The organism is Acinetobacter sp. 1000160, assembly GCF_000588715.1.
In the GTDB taxonomy this organism is placed as follows: Bacteria; Pseudomonadota; Gammaproteobacteria; order Pseudomonadales; family Moraxellaceae; genus Acinetobacter; species Acinetobacter courvalinii.
Genome location: NZ_JFWP02000004.1, coordinates 23,724 through 42,075, shown reverse-complemented (window position 1 = coordinate 42,075; position 18,352 = coordinate 23,724). Strand labels below are relative to the sequence as shown.

The 18,352-nt window shown below is 47.3% G+C and carries 19 protein-coding genes; 10 read left to right on the top strand and 9 right to left on the bottom strand.

Annotation, left to right across the window (positions count from 1 at the left end):
• Positions 1-85: 85 nt before the first annotated feature.
• The gene (locus J699_RS09580; RefSeq protein ID WP_005228087.1) at positions 86-538 is read right to left on the bottom strand and encodes a YcgN family cysteine cluster protein; all 453 of its coding nucleotides are present in this window, start codon (positions 536-538) and stop codon (positions 86-88) included.
• 185 nt (positions 539-723) lie between these two features.
• On the opposite strand from J699_RS09580, the gene J699_RS19145 reads away from it, so the two are divergent.
• From J699_RS19145 to ahr, 7 genes are all read left to right on the top strand, one after another.
• Entirely contained in the window at positions 724-882 is a 159-nt protein-coding gene (locus tag J699_RS19145) for a DUF1328 domain-containing protein (protein WP_004776391.1), read from the top strand.
• A 161-nt stretch (positions 883-1,043) separates the two neighbouring features.
• Complete coding sequence (locus tag J699_RS09590; RefSeq protein WP_032868360.1) at positions 1,044-1,781, top strand: dienelactone hydrolase family protein; 738 nt, start codon at positions 1,044-1,046, stop codon at positions 1,779-1,781.
• Positions 1,782-2,183: 402 nt separating this feature from the next.
• On the top strand, positions 2,184-3,221 hold the full coding sequence (mutY, locus tag J699_RS09595; protein WP_032882818.1) for an A/G-specific adenine glycosylase: 1,038 nt from the start codon (positions 2,184-2,186) through the stop codon (positions 3,219-3,221).
• A gap of 39 nt (positions 3,222-3,260) precedes the next feature.
• Positions 3,261-3,797, top strand: coding sequence for a M23 family metallopeptidase (locus J699_RS09600; RefSeq protein WP_005228094.1), 537 nt, complete (start codon positions 3,261-3,263; stop codon positions 3,795-3,797).
• 9 nt (positions 3,798-3,806) lie between these two features.
• Positions 3,807-4,052 (top strand): hypothetical protein, encoded by a 246-nt coding sequence (locus J699_RS09605; RefSeq protein ID WP_005228096.1) that lies wholly within the window; start codon positions 3,807-3,809, stop codon positions 4,050-4,052.
• 34 nt (positions 4,053-4,086) lie between these two features.
• Complete coding sequence (locus J699_RS09610) at positions 4,087-4,641, top strand: DNA-3-methyladenine glycosylase I (RefSeq protein WP_032868355.1); 555 nt, start codon at positions 4,087-4,089, stop codon at positions 4,639-4,641.
• A 40-nt stretch (positions 4,642-4,681) separates the two neighbouring features.
• Complete coding sequence (gene ahr / locus J699_RS09615; RefSeq protein WP_032868353.1) at positions 4,682-5,707, top strand: NADPH-dependent aldehyde reductase Ahr; 1,026 nt, start codon at positions 4,682-4,684, stop codon at positions 5,705-5,707.
• On the opposite strand, the gene J699_RS09620 is transcribed toward ahr, so the two are convergent.
• A complete protein-coding gene (locus tag J699_RS09620) occupies positions 5,704-7,119 on the bottom strand; it encodes a PLP-dependent aminotransferase family protein (RefSeq protein WP_032868351.1) in 1,416 nt (471 codons plus the stop codon). The two genes, ahr and J699_RS09620, sit on opposite strands and share 4 nt — an antisense overlap.
• 90 nt (positions 7,120-7,209) lie before the next feature.
• Here J699_RS09620 and J699_RS0218660 point away from each other — a divergent pair, with 90 nt between their 5' ends.
• Positions 7,210-7,620 (top strand): hypothetical protein, encoded by a 411-nt coding sequence (locus tag J699_RS0218660; protein ID WP_005282215.1) that lies wholly within the window; start codon positions 7,210-7,212, stop codon positions 7,618-7,620.
• On the opposite strand, the gene J699_RS09625 is transcribed toward J699_RS0218660, so the two are convergent.
• Positions 7,568-8,470 carry a LysR substrate-binding domain-containing protein gene (locus tag J699_RS09625; protein ID WP_009508889.1) on the bottom strand — a complete coding sequence of 301 codons (903 nt, stop codon included), beginning with the start codon at positions 8,468-8,470 and terminating at the stop codon, positions 7,568-7,570. The two genes, J699_RS0218660 and J699_RS09625, sit on opposite strands and share 53 nt — an antisense overlap.
• Positions 8,471-8,605: 135 nt before the next feature.
• On the opposite strand from J699_RS09625, the gene dkgB reads away from it, so the two are divergent.
• Together dkgB and J699_RS09635 are read left to right on the top strand one after the other, a co-directional pair.
• Complete coding sequence (gene dkgB, locus J699_RS09630; RefSeq protein WP_032868349.1) at positions 8,606-9,412, top strand: 2,5-didehydrogluconate reductase DkgB; 807 nt, start codon at positions 8,606-8,608, stop codon at positions 9,410-9,412.
• Between the two features lies 1 nt (position 9,413).
• Positions 9,414-10,601, top strand: coding sequence for an MFS transporter (locus J699_RS09635; protein ID WP_032868347.1), 1,188 nt, complete (start codon positions 9,414-9,416; stop codon positions 10,599-10,601).
• 37 nt (positions 10,602-10,638) lie between these two features.
• On the opposite strand, the gene J699_RS09640 is transcribed toward J699_RS09635, so the two are convergent.
• The 6 genes from J699_RS09640 to J699_RS09665 form a co-directional block, all read right to left on the bottom strand.
• Positions 10,639-11,289 carry an START domain-containing protein gene (locus J699_RS09640; RefSeq protein WP_032868345.1) on the bottom strand — a complete coding sequence of 217 codons (651 nt, stop codon included), beginning with the start codon at positions 11,287-11,289 and terminating at the stop codon, positions 10,639-10,641.
• A 96-nt stretch (positions 11,290-11,385) separates the two neighbouring features.
• The gene (dapB, locus tag J699_RS09645; protein WP_005228113.1) at positions 11,386-12,207 is read right to left on the bottom strand and encodes a 4-hydroxy-tetrahydrodipicolinate reductase; all 822 of its coding nucleotides are present in this window, start codon (positions 12,205-12,207) and stop codon (positions 11,386-11,388) included.
• 116 nt (positions 12,208-12,323) lie between these two features.
• Entirely contained in the window at positions 12,324-13,439 is a 1,116-nt protein-coding gene (gene dnaJ, locus J699_RS09650; RefSeq protein WP_005228114.1) for a molecular chaperone DnaJ, read from the bottom strand.
• A 144-nt stretch (positions 13,440-13,583) separates the two neighbouring features.
• A complete protein-coding gene (locus tag J699_RS09655; RefSeq protein WP_005282195.1) occupies positions 13,584-13,961 on the bottom strand; it encodes a hypothetical protein in 378 nt (125 codons plus the stop codon).
• 141 nt (positions 13,962-14,102) lie between these two features.
• Positions 14,103-17,222 (bottom strand): efflux RND transporter permease subunit, encoded by a 3,120-nt coding sequence (locus J699_RS09660; RefSeq protein WP_009508861.1) that lies wholly within the window; start codon positions 17,220-17,222, stop codon positions 14,103-14,105.
• 2 nt (positions 17,223-17,224) lie between these two features.
• A complete protein-coding gene (locus J699_RS09665) occupies positions 17,225-18,325 on the bottom strand; it encodes an efflux RND transporter periplasmic adaptor subunit (RefSeq protein WP_032868342.1) in 1,101 nt (366 codons plus the stop codon).
• Between the last annotated feature and the right edge of the window lie 27 nt (positions 18,326-18,352).

Below are 18,352 nucleotides of genomic sequence, written 5' to 3'. Positions count from 1 at the left end.
CATCTTACGGAGATATGCCCATCAAAATACTGTAAAAATGTTGTTTTATGCAAAGCAGATTTTGAACATCGGGTTCAATATGCCGTTAGCGCACCCAACGCACGACATAGTCTTCGATCTGCTCTTCATCGATCTCGCTTTCGGAGATACAACGTCCCGCGGCAGATTTCTTGGCCCGTATCACGCTTTGACGCGAACCGGTATTTAAATAATGCCATGAGGGCAAATTCTTGCCTTCACTCAGGCGACGGTAGGCACAGCTCGGCGGTAACCATGAAATCGTGGTGAGCCGCTCTGGGGTAAGCTGGATACAATCCGGTACTTGCTGCTGACGGTTAGGATAATCCGAGCAACGCGCGGTTTTACAGTCCAGTAGCTTACATGACACTTTGGTATAGGCAACTTCGGCAGTCTCTTCATCTTCCAGTTTAACCAGACAGCATAAACCACAGCCATCACACAATGCTTCCCATTCCGCCTGATTAAGCTGATCAAGCGAATATTGTTTCCAGAAGTTAGGGCGCAGTTCGACGGACATACCAGTTGTTTCTATTTCAAGCGAGTTTATGATTATAGCATTGCTACCCCATCTCTTTCTTTCAATCTGTTTTTTTCACTTAACATTTCTTTAAGTATTAAACATTTGAACCACAGAAACACCACATTTTGTTCAAAAAAGCCACGCTATATTAGATTCATAACGAAAAATTAGGAGAACACGACATGTTCCGTTGGGCCATTATTTTTGCTGTAATCGCACTCATTGCCAGCTTATTAGGTTTTGGTGGTGTTGCTGGTTTATCGAAAGATTTCGCTGTAATCTTGCTGGTTGTAGCGGTGATTCTAGCCATTGTCGGCTTTATATCACGAGGTAAAGTCTAAGGATTTAACCCCTAAAATAAAAAAAGAAGAATCTCCGTATTCTTCTTTTTTTATGCCTGAGCAAAATCCAAACCGCGGCATCTGTTGTTTGACCATATCTCCAATTGAGCTTTTTTATGTTTTAATCAATGCATTCTCACAATACAGATCAGGATTATCGTATGAGCTTTTCGATCAATACCCGTGAAATTGAATATACCGCTCCAGACGGCCAACGCTTGGTTGGTTATTTCGCAACACCTGTCACTGATCAACCAGTTGCTGGGGTGATTGTTGCGCCTGAATGGTGGGGCCGTAATGAATATACCGAACAGCGCGCACGTGAGCTGGCAGCGCATGGTTTTGCCGCGCTCGCGATTGATATGTATGGCGATAAGAAAGTCACGACAGCTGTACCGGAAGCATCGGCGTGGATGAACCAGACCTTTGAACAGCCAGAGACCATTGTAGAGCGTGCACAGGCAGGTCTACAGACTTTAGCCACTCAACCGGAAGTCAATGCTGAAAAACTGGCGGCCATTGGTTTCTGTTATGGGGGCAAGGTGGTGCTGGATCTGGCTCGTTCAGGCGCAGAAATCGAAGCGGTTGCGACCTTTCACGCAGTATTAAGCCCGAAAGCACCGGCTGAAAAAGGCAAGGTCAAGGCCGAGATTTTAGTCCTGCATGGTGAACTGGACAGTATGGTTACTTTGGACGATGTGGCCAGCTTCCGTCAGGAAATGCATGATGCTGAAGTCGACCATGAAGTGATTATTTTTGAAGATGCCAAGCACGGCTTCAGTAACCCGCTTGCGGATGAACGCGCCAAAGCCAACAATGTTGACTTGGGTTATAACGCAGAAGCAGAGCGCCAAGGGCTTGAAGCAATGTATGAGCTGTTGGATAAACATTTGAAGTAATCGGTAAATGATTTTTCAAAACGCCAATCCCAGTCAATATCCTCCTGATATTTAAACTCGTGCCAAGACGGCATGGATGCCGACTGTTGGACTGCATTACAGAGTCATAGCGAGTTCTGATCGAATTTCAGGATATGTCTTCGACGACTTACTTTTCATAGGTGAGGAGTATACCCCGCAAGGTAGGCAAAAATTCTCTATTGAGCTGATGCTACCTCCCTGATACTACAGCTCAACGGGCGGCATCCATGCCGCCTACCCAAACACAAATAACGACTGAAATTTAATACAAGTTTGAAATACTTTACGATCTATACCCTGTTTATGTTTCAACAGAATTTTAACGCCGCAAAAAGCCGCATTTCCGCTATACTACAGCCCTGCTTTTTACTGACCTGATTCATGCCTGATTTCTCATTTTCTGATGCCCTGCTTCACTGGTTCGACCAACACGGTCGCCATGACTTACCTTGGCAAATCGCCGACGATCCTTACAAGGTCTGGGTCTCAGAAATCATGCTGCAACAGACCCAGGTCAAAACGGTACTGCAATATTTCGACCGTTTTATTGAACGCTTTCCAACTGTCAAAGATCTGGGACAGGCCAGTTGGGATGATGTCGCACCCTATTGGGCAGGACTCGGTTACTACGCCCGTGCACGCAATCTGCATAAAGCTGCAGGCATTGTCAGCCAGCAAGGCAAATTTCCAGAAACACTCGAACAATGGATAGAATTACCCGGCATTGGCCGCTCAACCGCTGGAGCACTGATGTCACTCGGTTTACGCCAGTACGGCGTGATTATGGATGGTAATGTTAAACGCGTTTTAGCGCGTTTTTTTGCCATTGAAGATGATCTATCCAAACCGCAACACGAACGGGCCCTGTGGCAGATTGCAGAAGAAATTTGTCCAAAAGAACGCAACCATGATTACACGCAGGCGATCATGGACCTGGGGGCAACGATCTGTACACCGAAAAAACCGTTGTGTTTATATTGCCCGATGCAGCAACACTGTCAGGCCTATCAACAAGGCTTAGAACAGGAACTACCATTTAAAAAAGCCAAGAAACCGGTTCCGGTCAGAACAGCGAATTTATTAGTGATTCAGTCAGGTGATGAATGGCTGTGGCAACAACGGGAAGCCCATGGACTCTGGGGCGGCTTATACTGCCTGCCGATCATTGAGCAAGCAACCGAATTACAACAGATTGAGCAGCACTTTAAATTGCAAGCTCAAGTATCATCGTTGCAGATTAGCCATAGCTTTACCCATTTTACCTGGTTACTGATTGAGCGGCTGTTCCACGTGGAACACGACCAAAAAGAACAGCTCAGTATTGAACTGAAGGGCGTTTGGCTGAGTCCTGAGGCCGCCATTGCCAGAGGGGTTCCTACGGCGATGAAGAAACTGATTACAGCAAAGCAAAAAGCTTAAATGTCCTCCCTGCTGGATCTCAAAAGATAAGGAGTTTTTGTGCGCCATCCGATTTCTTATACGTTGCTGGGTGTGTTGATTATTTTACTTTCAGCCTGTGCCACAGCGCCGAAGAAAGCGACACCGTTACCGAATGCACAGGTCAATAAACTAAAAAACATGCGACTGGATAGCCGCTTGCCTGTTCCGGTCAAAGGCGTCAGCCGCAATGAATTACGGGACACCTGGGGCGCTGCCCGCAGTCAGGGTCGTAACCATGAAGGCATTGATATCATGGCAGAGCGTGGCACCAAAGTGTATAGTGCAACTGAAGGCTTAGTTGCTGATTTACGTAATAATAATTTAGGTGGCAAGGTCATCTGGATCATGGGTCCAGCAGGTTCGTGGCATTATTATGCCCACCTCAACGGCCATAAACGTGGGCTCAATGTCGGGGATTACGTTCGCAAGGGCGATCTGATCGGTTATGTGGGCAATACCGGTAATGCACGTTATACCGCTCCACATTTACACTATGGTATTTACTTGAATGGCAAAGGGCGTGGAGCAGTCAATCCATACCCATATTTACGTTAGGAACATACAATGTCAGAAGCATTGATTGAACGTCTGGTTGAGTTTGCAGAGTCAGGCAATCAGCAAAAGATCATCATCAATGGCACCAGCTATCAAGGCTGGATCATGGAAATCAGTGAGGATGCCCTGCTGATCAGTACCGGTTTTGCGGATAAATCAGGTAAAGACTTTTGGCTTAAATTTGCTGATTTAAGCAGCGCAGAACTGTATTATTGGGATACACGCCCAAATGAATGGGTGGCATTCAAACTTTAATTATTCCTACCCATAACAATAAGGAGCATCCAATATGTCAATTCAACGCTGTGGCTGGTGCTCCGATGATCCGCTATATATCGCTTACCATGATCAGGAATGGGGTAAGCCCCAATACGATGAAGCACACCTGTTTGAAATGCTCTGCCTGGAAGGTCAGCAAGCTGGCCTGTCCTGGATCACGGTGCTAAAAAAACGTGAACACTACCGTACCCATTTCTTCAGCCACCCCCTTACCGAAATTGCAGCACTGAGCGATGAGCAACTACAGCTCAAGCTCAGTGATACTGGTTTAATCCGTCATATCGGCAAGCTGAAAGCGATTCGCGACAATGCCATTGCCTGGCTCAAGCTTAAAGATCAAGTCAGCGATGTTCCGGCCTGGCTATGGAGCTTTGTGGATCAGCAAACTGAACATAATGATGTCATCAATTATCGCGAAGCACCTGCACAAACTGAAACCAGCCAGAAACTCTCCAAAACCCTCAAAAAGCATGGTTTTAAATTTGTCGGCCCGACCACTTGCTATGCCTTTATGCAAGCGGTTGGTATGGTCAATGACCATGAAAATCATTGCCATTTTAAATAATCATAAAGCATAAATTTTCCTTCAACAGGAGTTCCCCCCAATGAGCAATAACCAGATTCGTGCTTATGCCGCCATGCAGGCGGGCGAGCAGTTAGTTCCTTATCAATTTGATGCAGGCGACTTACAGGCGCATCAGGTGGAAGTCAAAGTTGAGTACTGTGGTCTGTGTCATTCCGATCTTTCCGTGATTGATAATGAATGGCGCTCATCAGTGTATCCGGTTGTCGCAGGCCATGAAATTATCGGCACTATCATCGCACTCGGTTCCGAAGCCAAGGGTTTACAGATCGGCCAACGTGTCGGAATTGGCTGGACCGCTGAAACCTGTCAGGCCTGTGATCCCTGTATTGGCGGCAATCAGGTGCTCTGTACCGGTGAAAAGATTTCAACCATCGTCGGGCATGCCGGCGGCTTTGCCGATAAAGTCCGCGCTGGCTGGCAATGGGTGATTCCACTACCAGAAGATTTGGATCCGGAAAGTGCCGGACCACTGCTCTGTGGCGGGATTACCGTATTTGATCCGTTATTGAAACATAAAATTCAAGCCACCCATCATGTCGGGGTGATTGGGATTGGTGGCTTAGGTCATATGGCAATTAAGTTACTCAAGGCCTGGGGCTGTGAAATTACGGCTTTTAGTTCGAGTCCGGACAAGACCGAGGAGCTCAAAGCCATGGGCGCAGATCATGTGGTGAATAGTCGTGATGCCCAGGCGATCAAGGCACAACGCGGCAAGTTCGATCTCTTGCTCAGTACCGTGAATGTAACGCTGAATTGGCAAGCCTACCTGAGTACGCTTGCAGCGAATGGCAGTTTACATTTCTTGGGGGTGACTTTAGAACCGATTCCGGTGTCGGTTGGAACCTTGATGAATGGCGCCAAATCAGTCACCTCCTCACCTACGGGTTCCCCTTTGGCACTGCGCCAGCTGTTACAGTTTGCTGCACGCAAAAATATTGCCCCACAGATTGAACTCTACCCGATGTCGCAACTCAATGAGGCAATTGAACGACTGCATTCAGGTCAGGCACGTTATCGCATCGTTCTAAAAGCAGACTTCAACTAGTTCAGACTTTTACGCGTCCAGTCCGCCAATTGCTGTATCGCTTGGCGGATTTCTTCAGTTAAGGCATGGCCTGCATTCAAACGCAGAAAATGCTGATAGCGTCGGTCTTCACCAAACACTTCCCCCGGCACGATATTAATGCCCTGCGCTTGCGCCAGATAATACAATTGCAGACCGGTAATGCTTGCCGGAAGTTGTAGCCATAAGGCATAACCACCCTGGGACTGGCTCAAGGCAATCGGAATTCCCTGAAATGCCTCTAAAATAAATGCCCGATACTGTTGCACCTGTTGCATGAGTTTAGGTCTCAGTTGATCAAGATGCTCCCGATAACCCCGGCTATAAATAAAATCAGCCAGCCCTAACTGTAAAGGGGTATTCACTCTTATATTATCTGCTAAAAAATGTGGTCGTAATTGCTGTAACTGCGGGCCTAAGCAAAACCAGCCAACACGATAAGCCGTTGATAAGGATTTAGACACCGAGCCACACCAGATCACATAGCCATCCTGATCCCAATAGCGTATCGGCAAAGGTCGCTCCTTCTGGAAACTGCATTCTCCATAAATATCATCTTCCAGAATAAAACACTCATACTGCTGAGCCAGCTTGGCGATGTGCTGCTTTTCTTCATTCGTCAGGCAATAGCCCAATGGATTTTGAAAATTGGCGGTCATCAAACACAGCTTGGCACTGCCCTGTTGCATAAAGAATTCCAAACGCTCCAGATCAATACCACGATGATCGGCTGGAATTTCGATAATCTGGCGTTTCAGGCTGGCCAGCATCTGCAACTGCCCATTAAAGGTAGGGGTTGGAATCAGAATACTATCGCCTTGCTTGGTCATCTGTTGAATCAATAATGTTAATGCTGGCATGCAGCCATTGGTGATAAAGATATCGTCCGTGGCAACATAGATACCATCTTCACGCCAATGATCCGATAATGCCTGTCGCAAATGTGCATGCCCTTGCCTGTCACAATATAAGAAATCTTCCGGTTGACAGTGTTTTAACGCACGTTGCAAAGAACGGCGTAAACCTTGCATAGGGATTAAATGGGGAGCAAGTTGGATGGCACCCAATGGCATTAAATGCCCCTGAATCGAAGCGGTTTGGATCTGATTATGCAGGTCTAAATTTGAAACCTGCCGACTCATCGACTCGAACCCGGGACTGTCTGGCACAGGACTTTGATATTGTCTCGAACTGACAAAATAACCCGATTTTGCTTTGACGTAGATCAACCCCTTGGCTTCCAGCAACTCATAGCATTGTTGCGCCGTACTCAGGCTAATACTGTGCTGACGAGCAAATTCCCTTAAAGAACTCAGCTTCTGTTGTGGCTGTAATTCATGTTGATAGATCTTATGCGCCAGCTGTTCTGCCAGACGTTGATATTGGAAGGTCATCTCTGTACTGCTTTTTTATAAATTTCTGTATCTGTATTGGTTTATACAACACCGTTAAGCTATAAAAATCAACTGCCACAGGATAAATCAATGAAAAATAATATCTTATTTATATTCGGTATAATTTTACTGAGCGGCTGTGAACTCAGTGACCAAGCCACCTACCCACAACAACAGGTGTGTAAGTCACTCTCGGAAGGTTATTTACGCCTGCAGAATCAACCGACTTATGAGTTATGGAAAATGGAAAAAGGCGCAGCCACTGCAGAGAGTCGTATCATCAAGATGACCTATAAAAAACCCAATGAAAATGGGGTCATGCTAGCCAGTAACTTATTGCCAACAGTAGAACTGGAATGCAAGCTACAACAGCAACATATTGTGGTGTCTGTCCTGCCAAAAACAGGTCCGTCCATTCCGGTCCTGAATGTGCAGCTTCAAAATGATGCTATTGGCAAACCGAGAAGCCCTGACTTAATTGCTCAGTCAAAAACTCAATAAATAAACGGATACGTTTTGGCAAGTGTTCTTGCTGATAATACACCGCATGGATGCGTTGATAAGAGTGTTCGATCTGGTCTTCAAACAGGGCTACCAGATTGCCTTCATTGAGGTCTTTCCAGACTTCAAACTCTGATAGTCGTGCAATCCCCTGCCCGCGCAGACACAGTTGCCTTACGGTTTCTCCACTTGAGGCTTTAATTTTAGGCTGGGCCTGAAAATATTCTCCCTCAATCTTTAATGGCCATTTATTGATATAGGCTGGTCGGGTAAAGCCAATCACATCATGTTGAAGCAGCTCTTTTGGCTGTTGTGGAATGCCATGACGACCTAAATAGTCCGGGCTGGCGACAATATAAATCCGGCTTTTACACACCAGTTTGGCATGCAGACTGGAATCATGCAGTTCACCAAAACGGAAGGCGACATCGGTTTTATGCTCCAGCAGATCAATCACCAGATCATTACTATTGAGCTCAATTTCAATGTTGGGATAACAACGGCGAAACTTATGCACCAATGGTGCAATCACATGCAAAATAAAAGGTGTGGCCGAATCAATCCGGATAAGCCCGGAAGTATCTTGATCGGATTTTTGCAACGCCTCTTCTGCTGCATTTAAGTCACTTAAGATTTTACGGGCGTGATTCAGGAATTGTTGCCCTTCTTGTGTTAGTTTTAATTTGCGCGTGGTCCGTTCTAACAAGGTCACTTCCAGCTTTGATTCCAAACGGCTGAGCGAACGGCTGAGACCCGATGCCGTCTGTCCGAGTTTTTCTGCGGCAGCAATAAAGGAACCGGTATCGACAATGGTCATAAAAGCGAGTAATTCTTCAATGGTTGATTTCATTGAATCCTTCAATTATTGATATTTAGTCAACTATATTTTGCAAATTCCTCTATTTTTTAGCAACAATAATTATTGCAAAATTCTACCCATCAACAGAAAACGCTCAATCGAGCATGACAAGATTAGGTGAATAATATGCGTATCCCTCAATTTGGTTTAGGTACTTTCCGACTTCAAGACCAAGCGGTGATTAATTCCGTTAAAACAGCCCTTGATGTGGGTTACCGTGCCATTGATACCGCACAGATTTATGAAAATGAAGCGGCTGTAGGCCAAGCCATTGCTGAAAGTGGCGTTGCCCGTCAGGATTTGTTTTTAACCACAAAAATCTGGGTTGATAACTTTGCCGAAGACAAATTTATTCCCAGCTTAAAAGACAGCTTACAAAAACTTCGTACCGATGCCGTCGATCTAACCCTGATCCACTGGCCAGCTCCAGCACTGGGTGTCTCGATTCCGAGCGTGATGCAATTACTTCTGGAAGCGAAACAACAAGGTTTGACCAAACAAATCGGGATCTCAAACTTTAATATTGCCTTGACCCAGCAAGCGATTGACAGCATTGGTGTAGAACACATTGCCACTAACCAGATCGAGCTCAGCCCGTATTTACAAAACCGTAATCTGGTGAACTACTTACGTGAACAAGACATTGACGTGACCTCATATATGACCCTGGCTTATGGCAAAGTGCTGAATGATCCAACTTTGGCTGAAATTGCTGCACAGCATCAGGCAACCACGGCACAAGTCGCATTGGCGTGGGCATTGCAAAATGGTTTTGCCGTGATTCCATCATCAACAAAACGTGAAAACCTGATCAGCAACTTAAAAGCGCAAGACTTAACCTTAAGTGCAGAGGAAATGCAGCTGATTGCTCAACTAGAACGTAATGGTCGAGAAGTGAGTCCTGAACCATTTGCGCCTGAATGGGACAAATAACATGAGCAGCCGCATCAACCTGCCGTTGCTGGCACTGGCCATTGGCGCATTTGCCATTGGGACAACCGAGTTTTCTCCCATGGGACTGTTGCCCAATATTGCCAATGATCTGGGCGTGTCAATTCCAAGTGCAGGTATGCTGATCACGGGTTATGCACTGGGCGTGATGCTCGGTGCGCCGATCATGACCTTATGGTTTGGTGGTTTTGCCCGTCGCAATGCATTGATTGTACTGATGGCAATTTTTACCCTTGGCAACCTGATCGCAGCCTTTGCACCGAACTACATGAGCTTAATGGGGGCTCGTCTGCTGACCAGCCTCAACCATGGTGCCTTCTTCGGGATTGGATCGGTGGTGGCAGCCAGTGTGGTGCCAGCCAATAAACAGGCCAGTGCGGTAGCGACTATGTTTATGGGACTGACCATTGCCAATATTGGCGGTGTACCCCTCGCCACCTGGGTTGGACAAAATATTGGCTGGCGTATGTCGTTCCTGGCGATTTCTATACTCGGTATCATTACCATGCTATCGCTCTGGAAAGCCCTGCCTGCAGGCTCTGTCGGTCAAAAACCGGATGTGAAAATGGAGCTGAAAGTGCTGACCCGCCTACCTGTGGTGCTGGCGCTGTTGACCACCGTGTTTGGTGCTTCGGCCATGTTTACCTTGTATACCTACATCGCGCCGAGTCTGGTTGAATTTAGCCATGCTTCACCGAGCTTTATCACCATGATGCTGGTCTTGATCGGGATTGGTTTCTCTATCGGTAACCATTTCGGCGGTAAGTTTGCAGATATGTCGATCGACAAAACCCTGATTGGTTTTCTGGTCTTGCTGATCAGCTTGATGGTGATTTTCCCATTCCTGGCGCAATCACAACTGGGTGCAGCCATTGGTCTGGTGATCTGGGGTGCGGCAGCATTTGCGATTGTACCGCCTTTGCAAATGCGTGTGATGTCGGTTGCACGTGAAGCATCCGGTCTGGCGTCTTCTGTCAATATCGGCGCCTTTAATCTGGGCAATGCCATTGGTGCAGCGGCAGGCGGCGCAGTCTTAAGTCTCGGCTTAAACTACACAGCAGTCTCCATGATCGGTGCGGTACTGGCAGGTATTGGTTTAATTCTGGTGTTTATCCAGATCAAGTTGGCCAAGAAACCGGCGGCTCAACTCAAACAATGCCCGCAAGCATAAGCCACATAAAAAAGCCTGATTCAATCAGGCTTTTTTATTACTTCAATAACTCGGGCAACTTCGGTTGCGCATAGATCGGATTGAGCACTTCTTTTTTCATTTTCATCAGCATTTGATAAGGTTGCTGCTGTACAAACATATTCACAAAGCTGAGTGGAATCGAACCTGCCGGATCAGCGTATCCACTGGTGGTCACTTTGACCTTATTGCTGGCCAATTTCTGGAAAGTCCAGTCACCTGCATATTTGCTTAAACGCACCACATCGGGCTGTTCCGGATAATCATCCTGAATGGCATTGTTTTTAATATTGATACTGCCATCCGCGTTCTTGGTCATTTTGCCCTTAATCACCACATCACGGTCTTTTAAGGGGAAAGGAAAATCCAGTACCATGTACAAGGTAAATTCGCCTTTTTTGTCATCCCGCGACAGCATTTTTGCCTTACCGACATAGGGCACCCATTGCGGTGTACGCTCTACATCCAACACTACGGCAGCGGCACGTTCCAGTGGTACGTCGAACGTGGTTTCTGCTTTATATTGGATAATCGGGTTATTTTCGGTCTGATAGGTCCAGACCTTGATATTATTACGATGTAAGCTCAGCTTGGCCTTATCAGCTGCTGCATTGACGGTAAAGCTGCTGATACTGAGCAGTGTAGCAAGGACGATATGTTTTTTATTCATGTCATGCTCGATTGTTTTAATGATAGCGAGAGCTTGTTTCACTCCTGACGGAAAGAAAGCTCAACAAGCTCTTTTATAGTACCAAAAAGGAACGTTTTATACTTCAATCTCGTTAAAGCCCAAAACATCTTTCATATCGTATTTACGCGCTTCACGGCCAACCACCCAGGCTGCTGCACGAACTGCACCTGAGGCGAAGTTCATACGGTTGGTGGCTTTATGCGTCACTTCAACACGTTCACCTTCACCAATAAACATCACGGTATGTTCACCGACGATATCACCGCCACGAATGGTTTCAAAGCCAATGGTCTGGCGGTCACGCGGACCGGTATAACCTTCACGGCCATATACCGCCACTTCCTTCAGGTTACGGCCTAAAGTATCGGCAATCGCCTCACCCATCATGAATGCAGTACCTGACGGTGCATCCACTTTATGGCGATGATGCGCTTCAATGATTTCGATATCCACCGTATCGCCAAATACTTTGGCTGCAAGTTCCAGTAATTTAATCGAAACATTGACCCCCACTGAATAATTGGCAGCGTACACGACTGGAGTATGAGTTGCAGTTTCTTCAAGGAATGCCTTTTGTTGATCTGACATCCCCGTGGTCCCGATCACCATGGCCACACCCGCTTCACGGCATAGCTTCAAATGCTGTTCAGTGGCATCCGGTGCAGTGAAGTCAATCACCACATCACAGTCTTTCAATACTTCACTCAAACTTCCCACGATCTTGACGCCGATGTTGCCAATCCCTGCAAGCTCACCTGCATCTGCACCCACCAGACTGCTTTCCGGACGTTCCACTGCGGCTGCAAGCTGGTAACCTGCCTGTTGTACCGCTTGAATCAGAATACGCCCCATGCGTCCGCCTGCACCCAAGATCCCAATGCGTGGAGAAGTTGACATAATTTTTCCCAGTCTTTTATTTAAACAATTCAGCTACTATAGCAAAACTCTGTGCTTGCGCTAAAAATTTCCCATAAAAAAAACCTGCCGTAGCAGGTTTTTTTTATGAATGCCAATTAGTCAAACAGGCGATCAAAGAATGATTTTTTCTTTGGCGATGAAGCATGGCCATCCCCATCAAAAGAGGCTTGTAGCTCTTTCAGCAATTCACGTTGGCGACTGTTCAGGTTCACCGGCGTTTCTACCACAATACGGCAGAGTAAATCACCGACCATGCTGCTACGTACTGGACGAACGCCTTTGCCACGTAAGCGGAACAGTTTACCCGTTTGTGTACCTTCAGGAATTTTCAAGCTAACACGGCCTTCTAAGGTCGGGATTTCGATTTCTTTACCTAAAGCCGCATCTGCAATGCTGACTGGCACGTCCATATAGAGATCCGCACCATCACGCTGGAAGACTTCGTGTTCACGTACCACGACTTCAACGTACAAATCACCGGCCTGACCATCACGGATCGCTTCACCTTTGCCGGTTAAGCGTACGCGGTCGCCATTGTCCACGCCTGCAGGAATGGTCACTTCAAGTGTTTGCTGACGATCGGCAACGCCTGAACCATGACAGCTCTTACATGGGTTCTTGATGATTTTACCTTGACCACGACAGGTACTACAGGTTTGCTGCACCGAGAAGAAACCTTGTTGCATACGCACTTGGCCTGCACCATGACAGGTACGACAGGTTTCGACATCATTCGGATTTTGAGAACCTTTACCATCACAGGTTTCACATGGCGCTGGCGCAGTAAAGGTAATGGTCTTTTTCACCCCTTTAACCGCTTCTTCGAGCGTCAGTTCCATCACATAGCGCAGGTCTGAACCACGGCGTTGGCGTTGTTGCTGACGACCACCGCCACCGAACGCACCACCGAAAATATCACCAAACTGGCTGAAAATGTCTTCTGCGCTAAAACCGCCGAAGCCGCCACCAGCACCACCGAAGCCACCTTCAAAGGCACTGTGCCCAGCACGGTCATACATGCTGCGCTTTTCGCCGTCAGACAGCACTTCATAGGCTTCAGACGCTTCTTTGAACTTTTCTTCAGCTTCTGCATTGTCAGGGTTACGGTCTGGATGATACTTCATCGCCAACTTACGATAGGCTTTCTTGATCTCATCATCACTTGCGGTTTTCGAAACGCCTAAAACCTCATAATAATCACGTTTAGCCATGGTTGGCGATGCTCCTCACGGAATTTATTCAAATCTAAAAAAACAAATAGGCTCTGCCGACTTTTTATTTCTAAAGTCAACAGAGCCTTAATAGGGGCTGTACGATAAATTTACAAGGTCTAATTCAATAAAAAAGCAGTAAAATTAAAAAACTGCTTTATTTTTAAAGTACTTGGCAATGCCTTTTAGCCATGCATTCAATAAAAATAACCAGGCAATCGAACTGAAGACCACACCTGCAACGGTCATTGCAGTCACCCAGAGGGCGCTGTCCCACGCAAAAAAGAATAATGGAATAAACCATAAGGCAGCAAAAAAGGCCATCAAGATAAATAACAGCACATTACGCATAATCCACAGTGCATGCGCATGTATCCATACTTCAGCATTATCCACAATCGCAACTTTTCGTGCTAACAGGTAGGCAAACACTGCAAACACGATTGTAAATAATGCAAGAAACATGAACACGTAAGAAATCACCACATAGCGGCGATGCTGCTCAATATTGTCTTGCCCCATGCTCTATATCACCTCATTCACAGCATTGTGCAAAATTTGTCATGCAATGAAATTCAATTATTTTTTGGTCTTAAAATATAGGTGCTACTATATTGAAATTTTCAATATTTCGCACCTTTATTCACAAAATAATTACGATAGTTATGTTGTTTTTTTAACCTTAAACCATGCTGCATAAAGTGCAGGCAGGAAAAACAGGGTTAATAAGGTCGCAACAATCAATCCTCCCATAATCGCAACGGCCATCGGACCAAAGAAAATACTGCGAGATAACGGGATCATCGCGAGTACCGCAGCCAGTGCGGTCAGGACAATGGGACGGAAACGGCGCATGGTGGCATCAATGACCGCATCCCATGGCACATGTCCCGCCTGTATATCCTGCTCGATCTGATCAATCAAAATAAGCGAGTTACGCATAATCATGCCTGACAGTGCGATCGTACCGAGCATTGCCACGAAACCGAAAGGTTTATTAAACAGCAGCAAGAATGCCACCACCCCGATCAACCCCAATGGTGCAGTCAGCAAGACAATGGCCGCGCGTGACATGCTGCGTAGCTGGATCATTAATAAAGTCATCACCACGGCCAGGAATAAAGGCATGCCAGCATTGACCGAGTTTTGTCCCTTGGCCGACTCCTCAACTGTGCCGCCCACTTCCAGTAAATAACCACTTGGCAGGTCTGCACGTAAGCTCTGCATCTTGTCTGCCAGCTGTTGCACCACAGTGGCAGGTTGCAAATGCGTGCGAATATCCGCGCGAACAGTAATGGTTGGCAGACGATTACGATGCCAGATTAAACCCTCTTCAAAGCGGGATTCGATTGTGGCAATTTGCGCCAGTGGCACAGTGCTGCCTTTACTGGTCGGTACCGCCAGGCTCGCTAAAGACGCCACTTCAACCCGTTCCGATTGATCACCACGCAAGCGGATTTCAATCAATTCACGTTTTTCACGATATTGATTCATCACCGAGCCCGTGACCGAGGCATTGAGGAAATTGGCCAGATCAACACTAGACACCCCCATTTGACGGGCACGATCCTGATCAATGTCGATCGCAATGATTTTGCTTGGCTCGCCCCAGTCCAGATGCACATTGGTGGTATTCGGGTCTTCACTCAGGACTTTCGCAACTTTCTGAGCCTCGGCCCGAACCGTTGCCAGATCTTCACCCGAAACACGATATTGCAGTGGATAACCCACAGGCGGACCATTTTCCAGTAACGACACCCGGGTACGCACTTGAGGTAAGAGCTGCTTGATTTGTGTATCTAGAGAACGACGGATTTCATCCCGATCATCTAAAGATGAGGCCAGCACCACAAACTGGGCAAAGCTGGCTTGCGGCAGTTGCTGATCCAGAGGCAAGTAGAACCGCGGTGAACCTGTCCCGACATAAGCCACATAGTTATCAATACCTTTTTGTTTCGACAGGAATTGTTCCACTTTATGTACGGCTTGTTCTGTCGCGGTCAGGGAGGCACCTTCTTCCAGTTTTAAGTCCACCAGAATTTCAGCACGGTTCGATGGCGGGAAGAACTGTTGCGGCACCAGTTTAAACATCGCCACCGACAACACAAAAATCCCGACGGTCACGGCAATCACGGTTTTTCGATAGGTGATACAGATTTCGACCACACGGCGAAAAGACTGATAAAACTTGGATTGGTAAGGATCATGCTGTTGTCCATGCGCTTCCACAATAGGCGCAGGTTGCTTGCGCAATCTTGCCCACAAGCGCACATACCATGCGGCTTGCTGTTGCTGCTTGGTGAAATCAGGCAGGAGTTTCTCCCCCAGATAAGGCACAAATAACACGGCGGCAATCCATGACACGATCAAGGCAATAGTTACCACCTGGAAAATCGAACGGGTATATTCCCCTGTTCCCGATTGAGCGGTGGCAATCGGCAAAAAACCTGCAGCTGTAATCAGGGTGCCTGTCAGCATCGGGAAAGCCGTGGTTTGCCAGGCAAAACCTGCGGCTTTGAGTCGACTGTAGCCCTGCTCCATCTTAATCGCCATCATTTCAACCGCGATGATGGCATCATCCACCAGCAGCCCCAGCGCCAGAATCAAGGCACCCAGTGAAATCTTATGCAGTCCCACATCGAACAGGTTCATGCCGGCAAAGGTCATGGCTAAAACCAGTGGAATGGACAGCGCCACCACCAAACCAGTACGGAAACCGAGTGAGAAGAAACTCACCAGTAAAACGATGATCACCGCTTCCGCCAGAACTTTTAAGAATTCCTGAATACTGCGTTGTACCGCCACAGGTTGATCAGACACTTTTTGCAGTTTCATGCCCAGAGGCAGGCTTTTTTGCAGGCGGTTAAATTCGGTTTCGAGATTTTTACCCAACGCAATGATGTCGCCACCTTTACGCATCGACACCGCAATCCCGATCCCGTTCTCGCCCATAAAACGCATACGTGGCTGTGCAGGTTCGCTAAAGCCACGATAAACCTCGGCAACATCACCCAGTTGAATGGTTCTGTCACCGACCAGTAACGGCATTTTTTTCAGGTCATCGACACTATGTAAATGTCCACTGACCCGGATCTGAATACGATCCGTGCCCGTTTCAAAGAAACCGGCACCCGCCATATCGTTTTGCTTCTGGATGGCCTCCTGTATCGCGGTGACCGGTACACCTAATTGCACTGCCTTGGTATTGGACAGTTCAATCCAGATTTTCTGGTCTTGTAGACCGACCAGATTAACCTTGCTGACATCTTTGACCCGTTGCAATTGCAGTTGCAAACGGTCGGCATATTCTTTCATTACCGCATAGTCAAAGTCTTTGCCGGTCAGTACATAGATATTGCCGAAGGTATCGCCAAATTCATCATTAAAGAACGGCCCCTGTACACCGCTTGGCAACTGGGTCCGAATATCATTGACCTTTTTGCGCACGTTATACCAGACATCCGGAATGGCACTGGACGGTAGGCTGTCTTTGGCGACAAAGGTCACCAGGGACTCACCTGGGCGTGAATAGGCCATGATGCGGTCATACTGCCCCGTGGTCATCAACTCCTTTTCAATTCGATCCGTGACCAGGGTCGAGACCTCTTTGGCTGTCGCGCCAGGCCAGTAGGTCTGTACCACCATCACCTTAAAGGTAAATGGCGGGTCTTCACTCTGGGACAGTTTGGAATAGGACATGATGCCCACGATGCCAAGCAACAGCATAAAATAAAGGATAATGCCCTTATTTTTGAGTGCCCATTCTGAAAGGTTAAATTTCATGTTTAACCTCCCGTTTTAACTTGAATATCGCGGTTATCACGATCGACGGGATGAATTTTTTGCTGATCCCTTAACAAATGTACGCCACCGACCACGACCCAGTCCGTGGCTTTTAAACCGGCAAGAACAGGTACACTATCACGCCCGTAAGTGCCTAAGGTCACTGGGACTTTACGAATGGTTTGATTAGTATTCACCACCCAGACATAGGCTTGCTGATCATTGGCGGTGACACTGGATAAAGGCACACTCAGTACATTATTGTCCTGTGCGACAAAGAACACCCGTGCACTTTGCCCCAGCTGAATACTGGACTGTCCTTCCAGTAAAGACACTTTGACGGTAAAGGTCCGGGACTGGTCGGCTGCTGGCGAAACCTCACGCACTCTGGCAGCAAAACGTGCATCTGGCTGTGACCACAAGGTGACCCATGCAGGCTGCCCCACTTTAATGCTGCTGACCGCCTGTTCAGGCACACCAAACACCACTTCGCGTTCACCATCAATGGCTAACTGGTAAGCGGCCTGTCCTGCGGCAATCACCTGTCCAATCTCGATTTGACGCTGGGTAATCACCCCGTTTTTATTCGAGATCAGCTGGTTATAACCGGTCTGGTTGGAGGATACTTCATAGTTAGAACGGGCCTGCTGCAAGCTTGCCTGAGCAGATTCATACTGATTTTTGACCGCATCAAATTGCGAACGGCTCACTGCATTGACCGGTAATAACTGCTGATAACGCTGATATTCTTCTGCGGCAATTTTTGCAGCGGCCTGTGCACTTTGTAACTGTGCCTTGGCCGCATTCATTTGCAATTGCGCATCTTTGACATCGAGTTTCGCCAGCACCTGTCCAACTCTGACCCGATCCCCGACATCAACATAACGTTCGGTCACCTGTCCCCCGACACGGAAGGCCAAAGCGGTTTGCTGTCTGGCCTGAACATCCCCAGCATAACTCTTTTGATCAACATGGTTACCACTCGGCTGGGCCACCATGACATAAGGAATTTCCTCGGTCTTGGGAAGCTCTTTCTGGCAGGCGCTGAGGACGACACTACTGACAATGAGTAAGCCCAATATGATAGGATTGATCTGCTTCATCTGTTTGCGCTCTTATTCAAATTGATT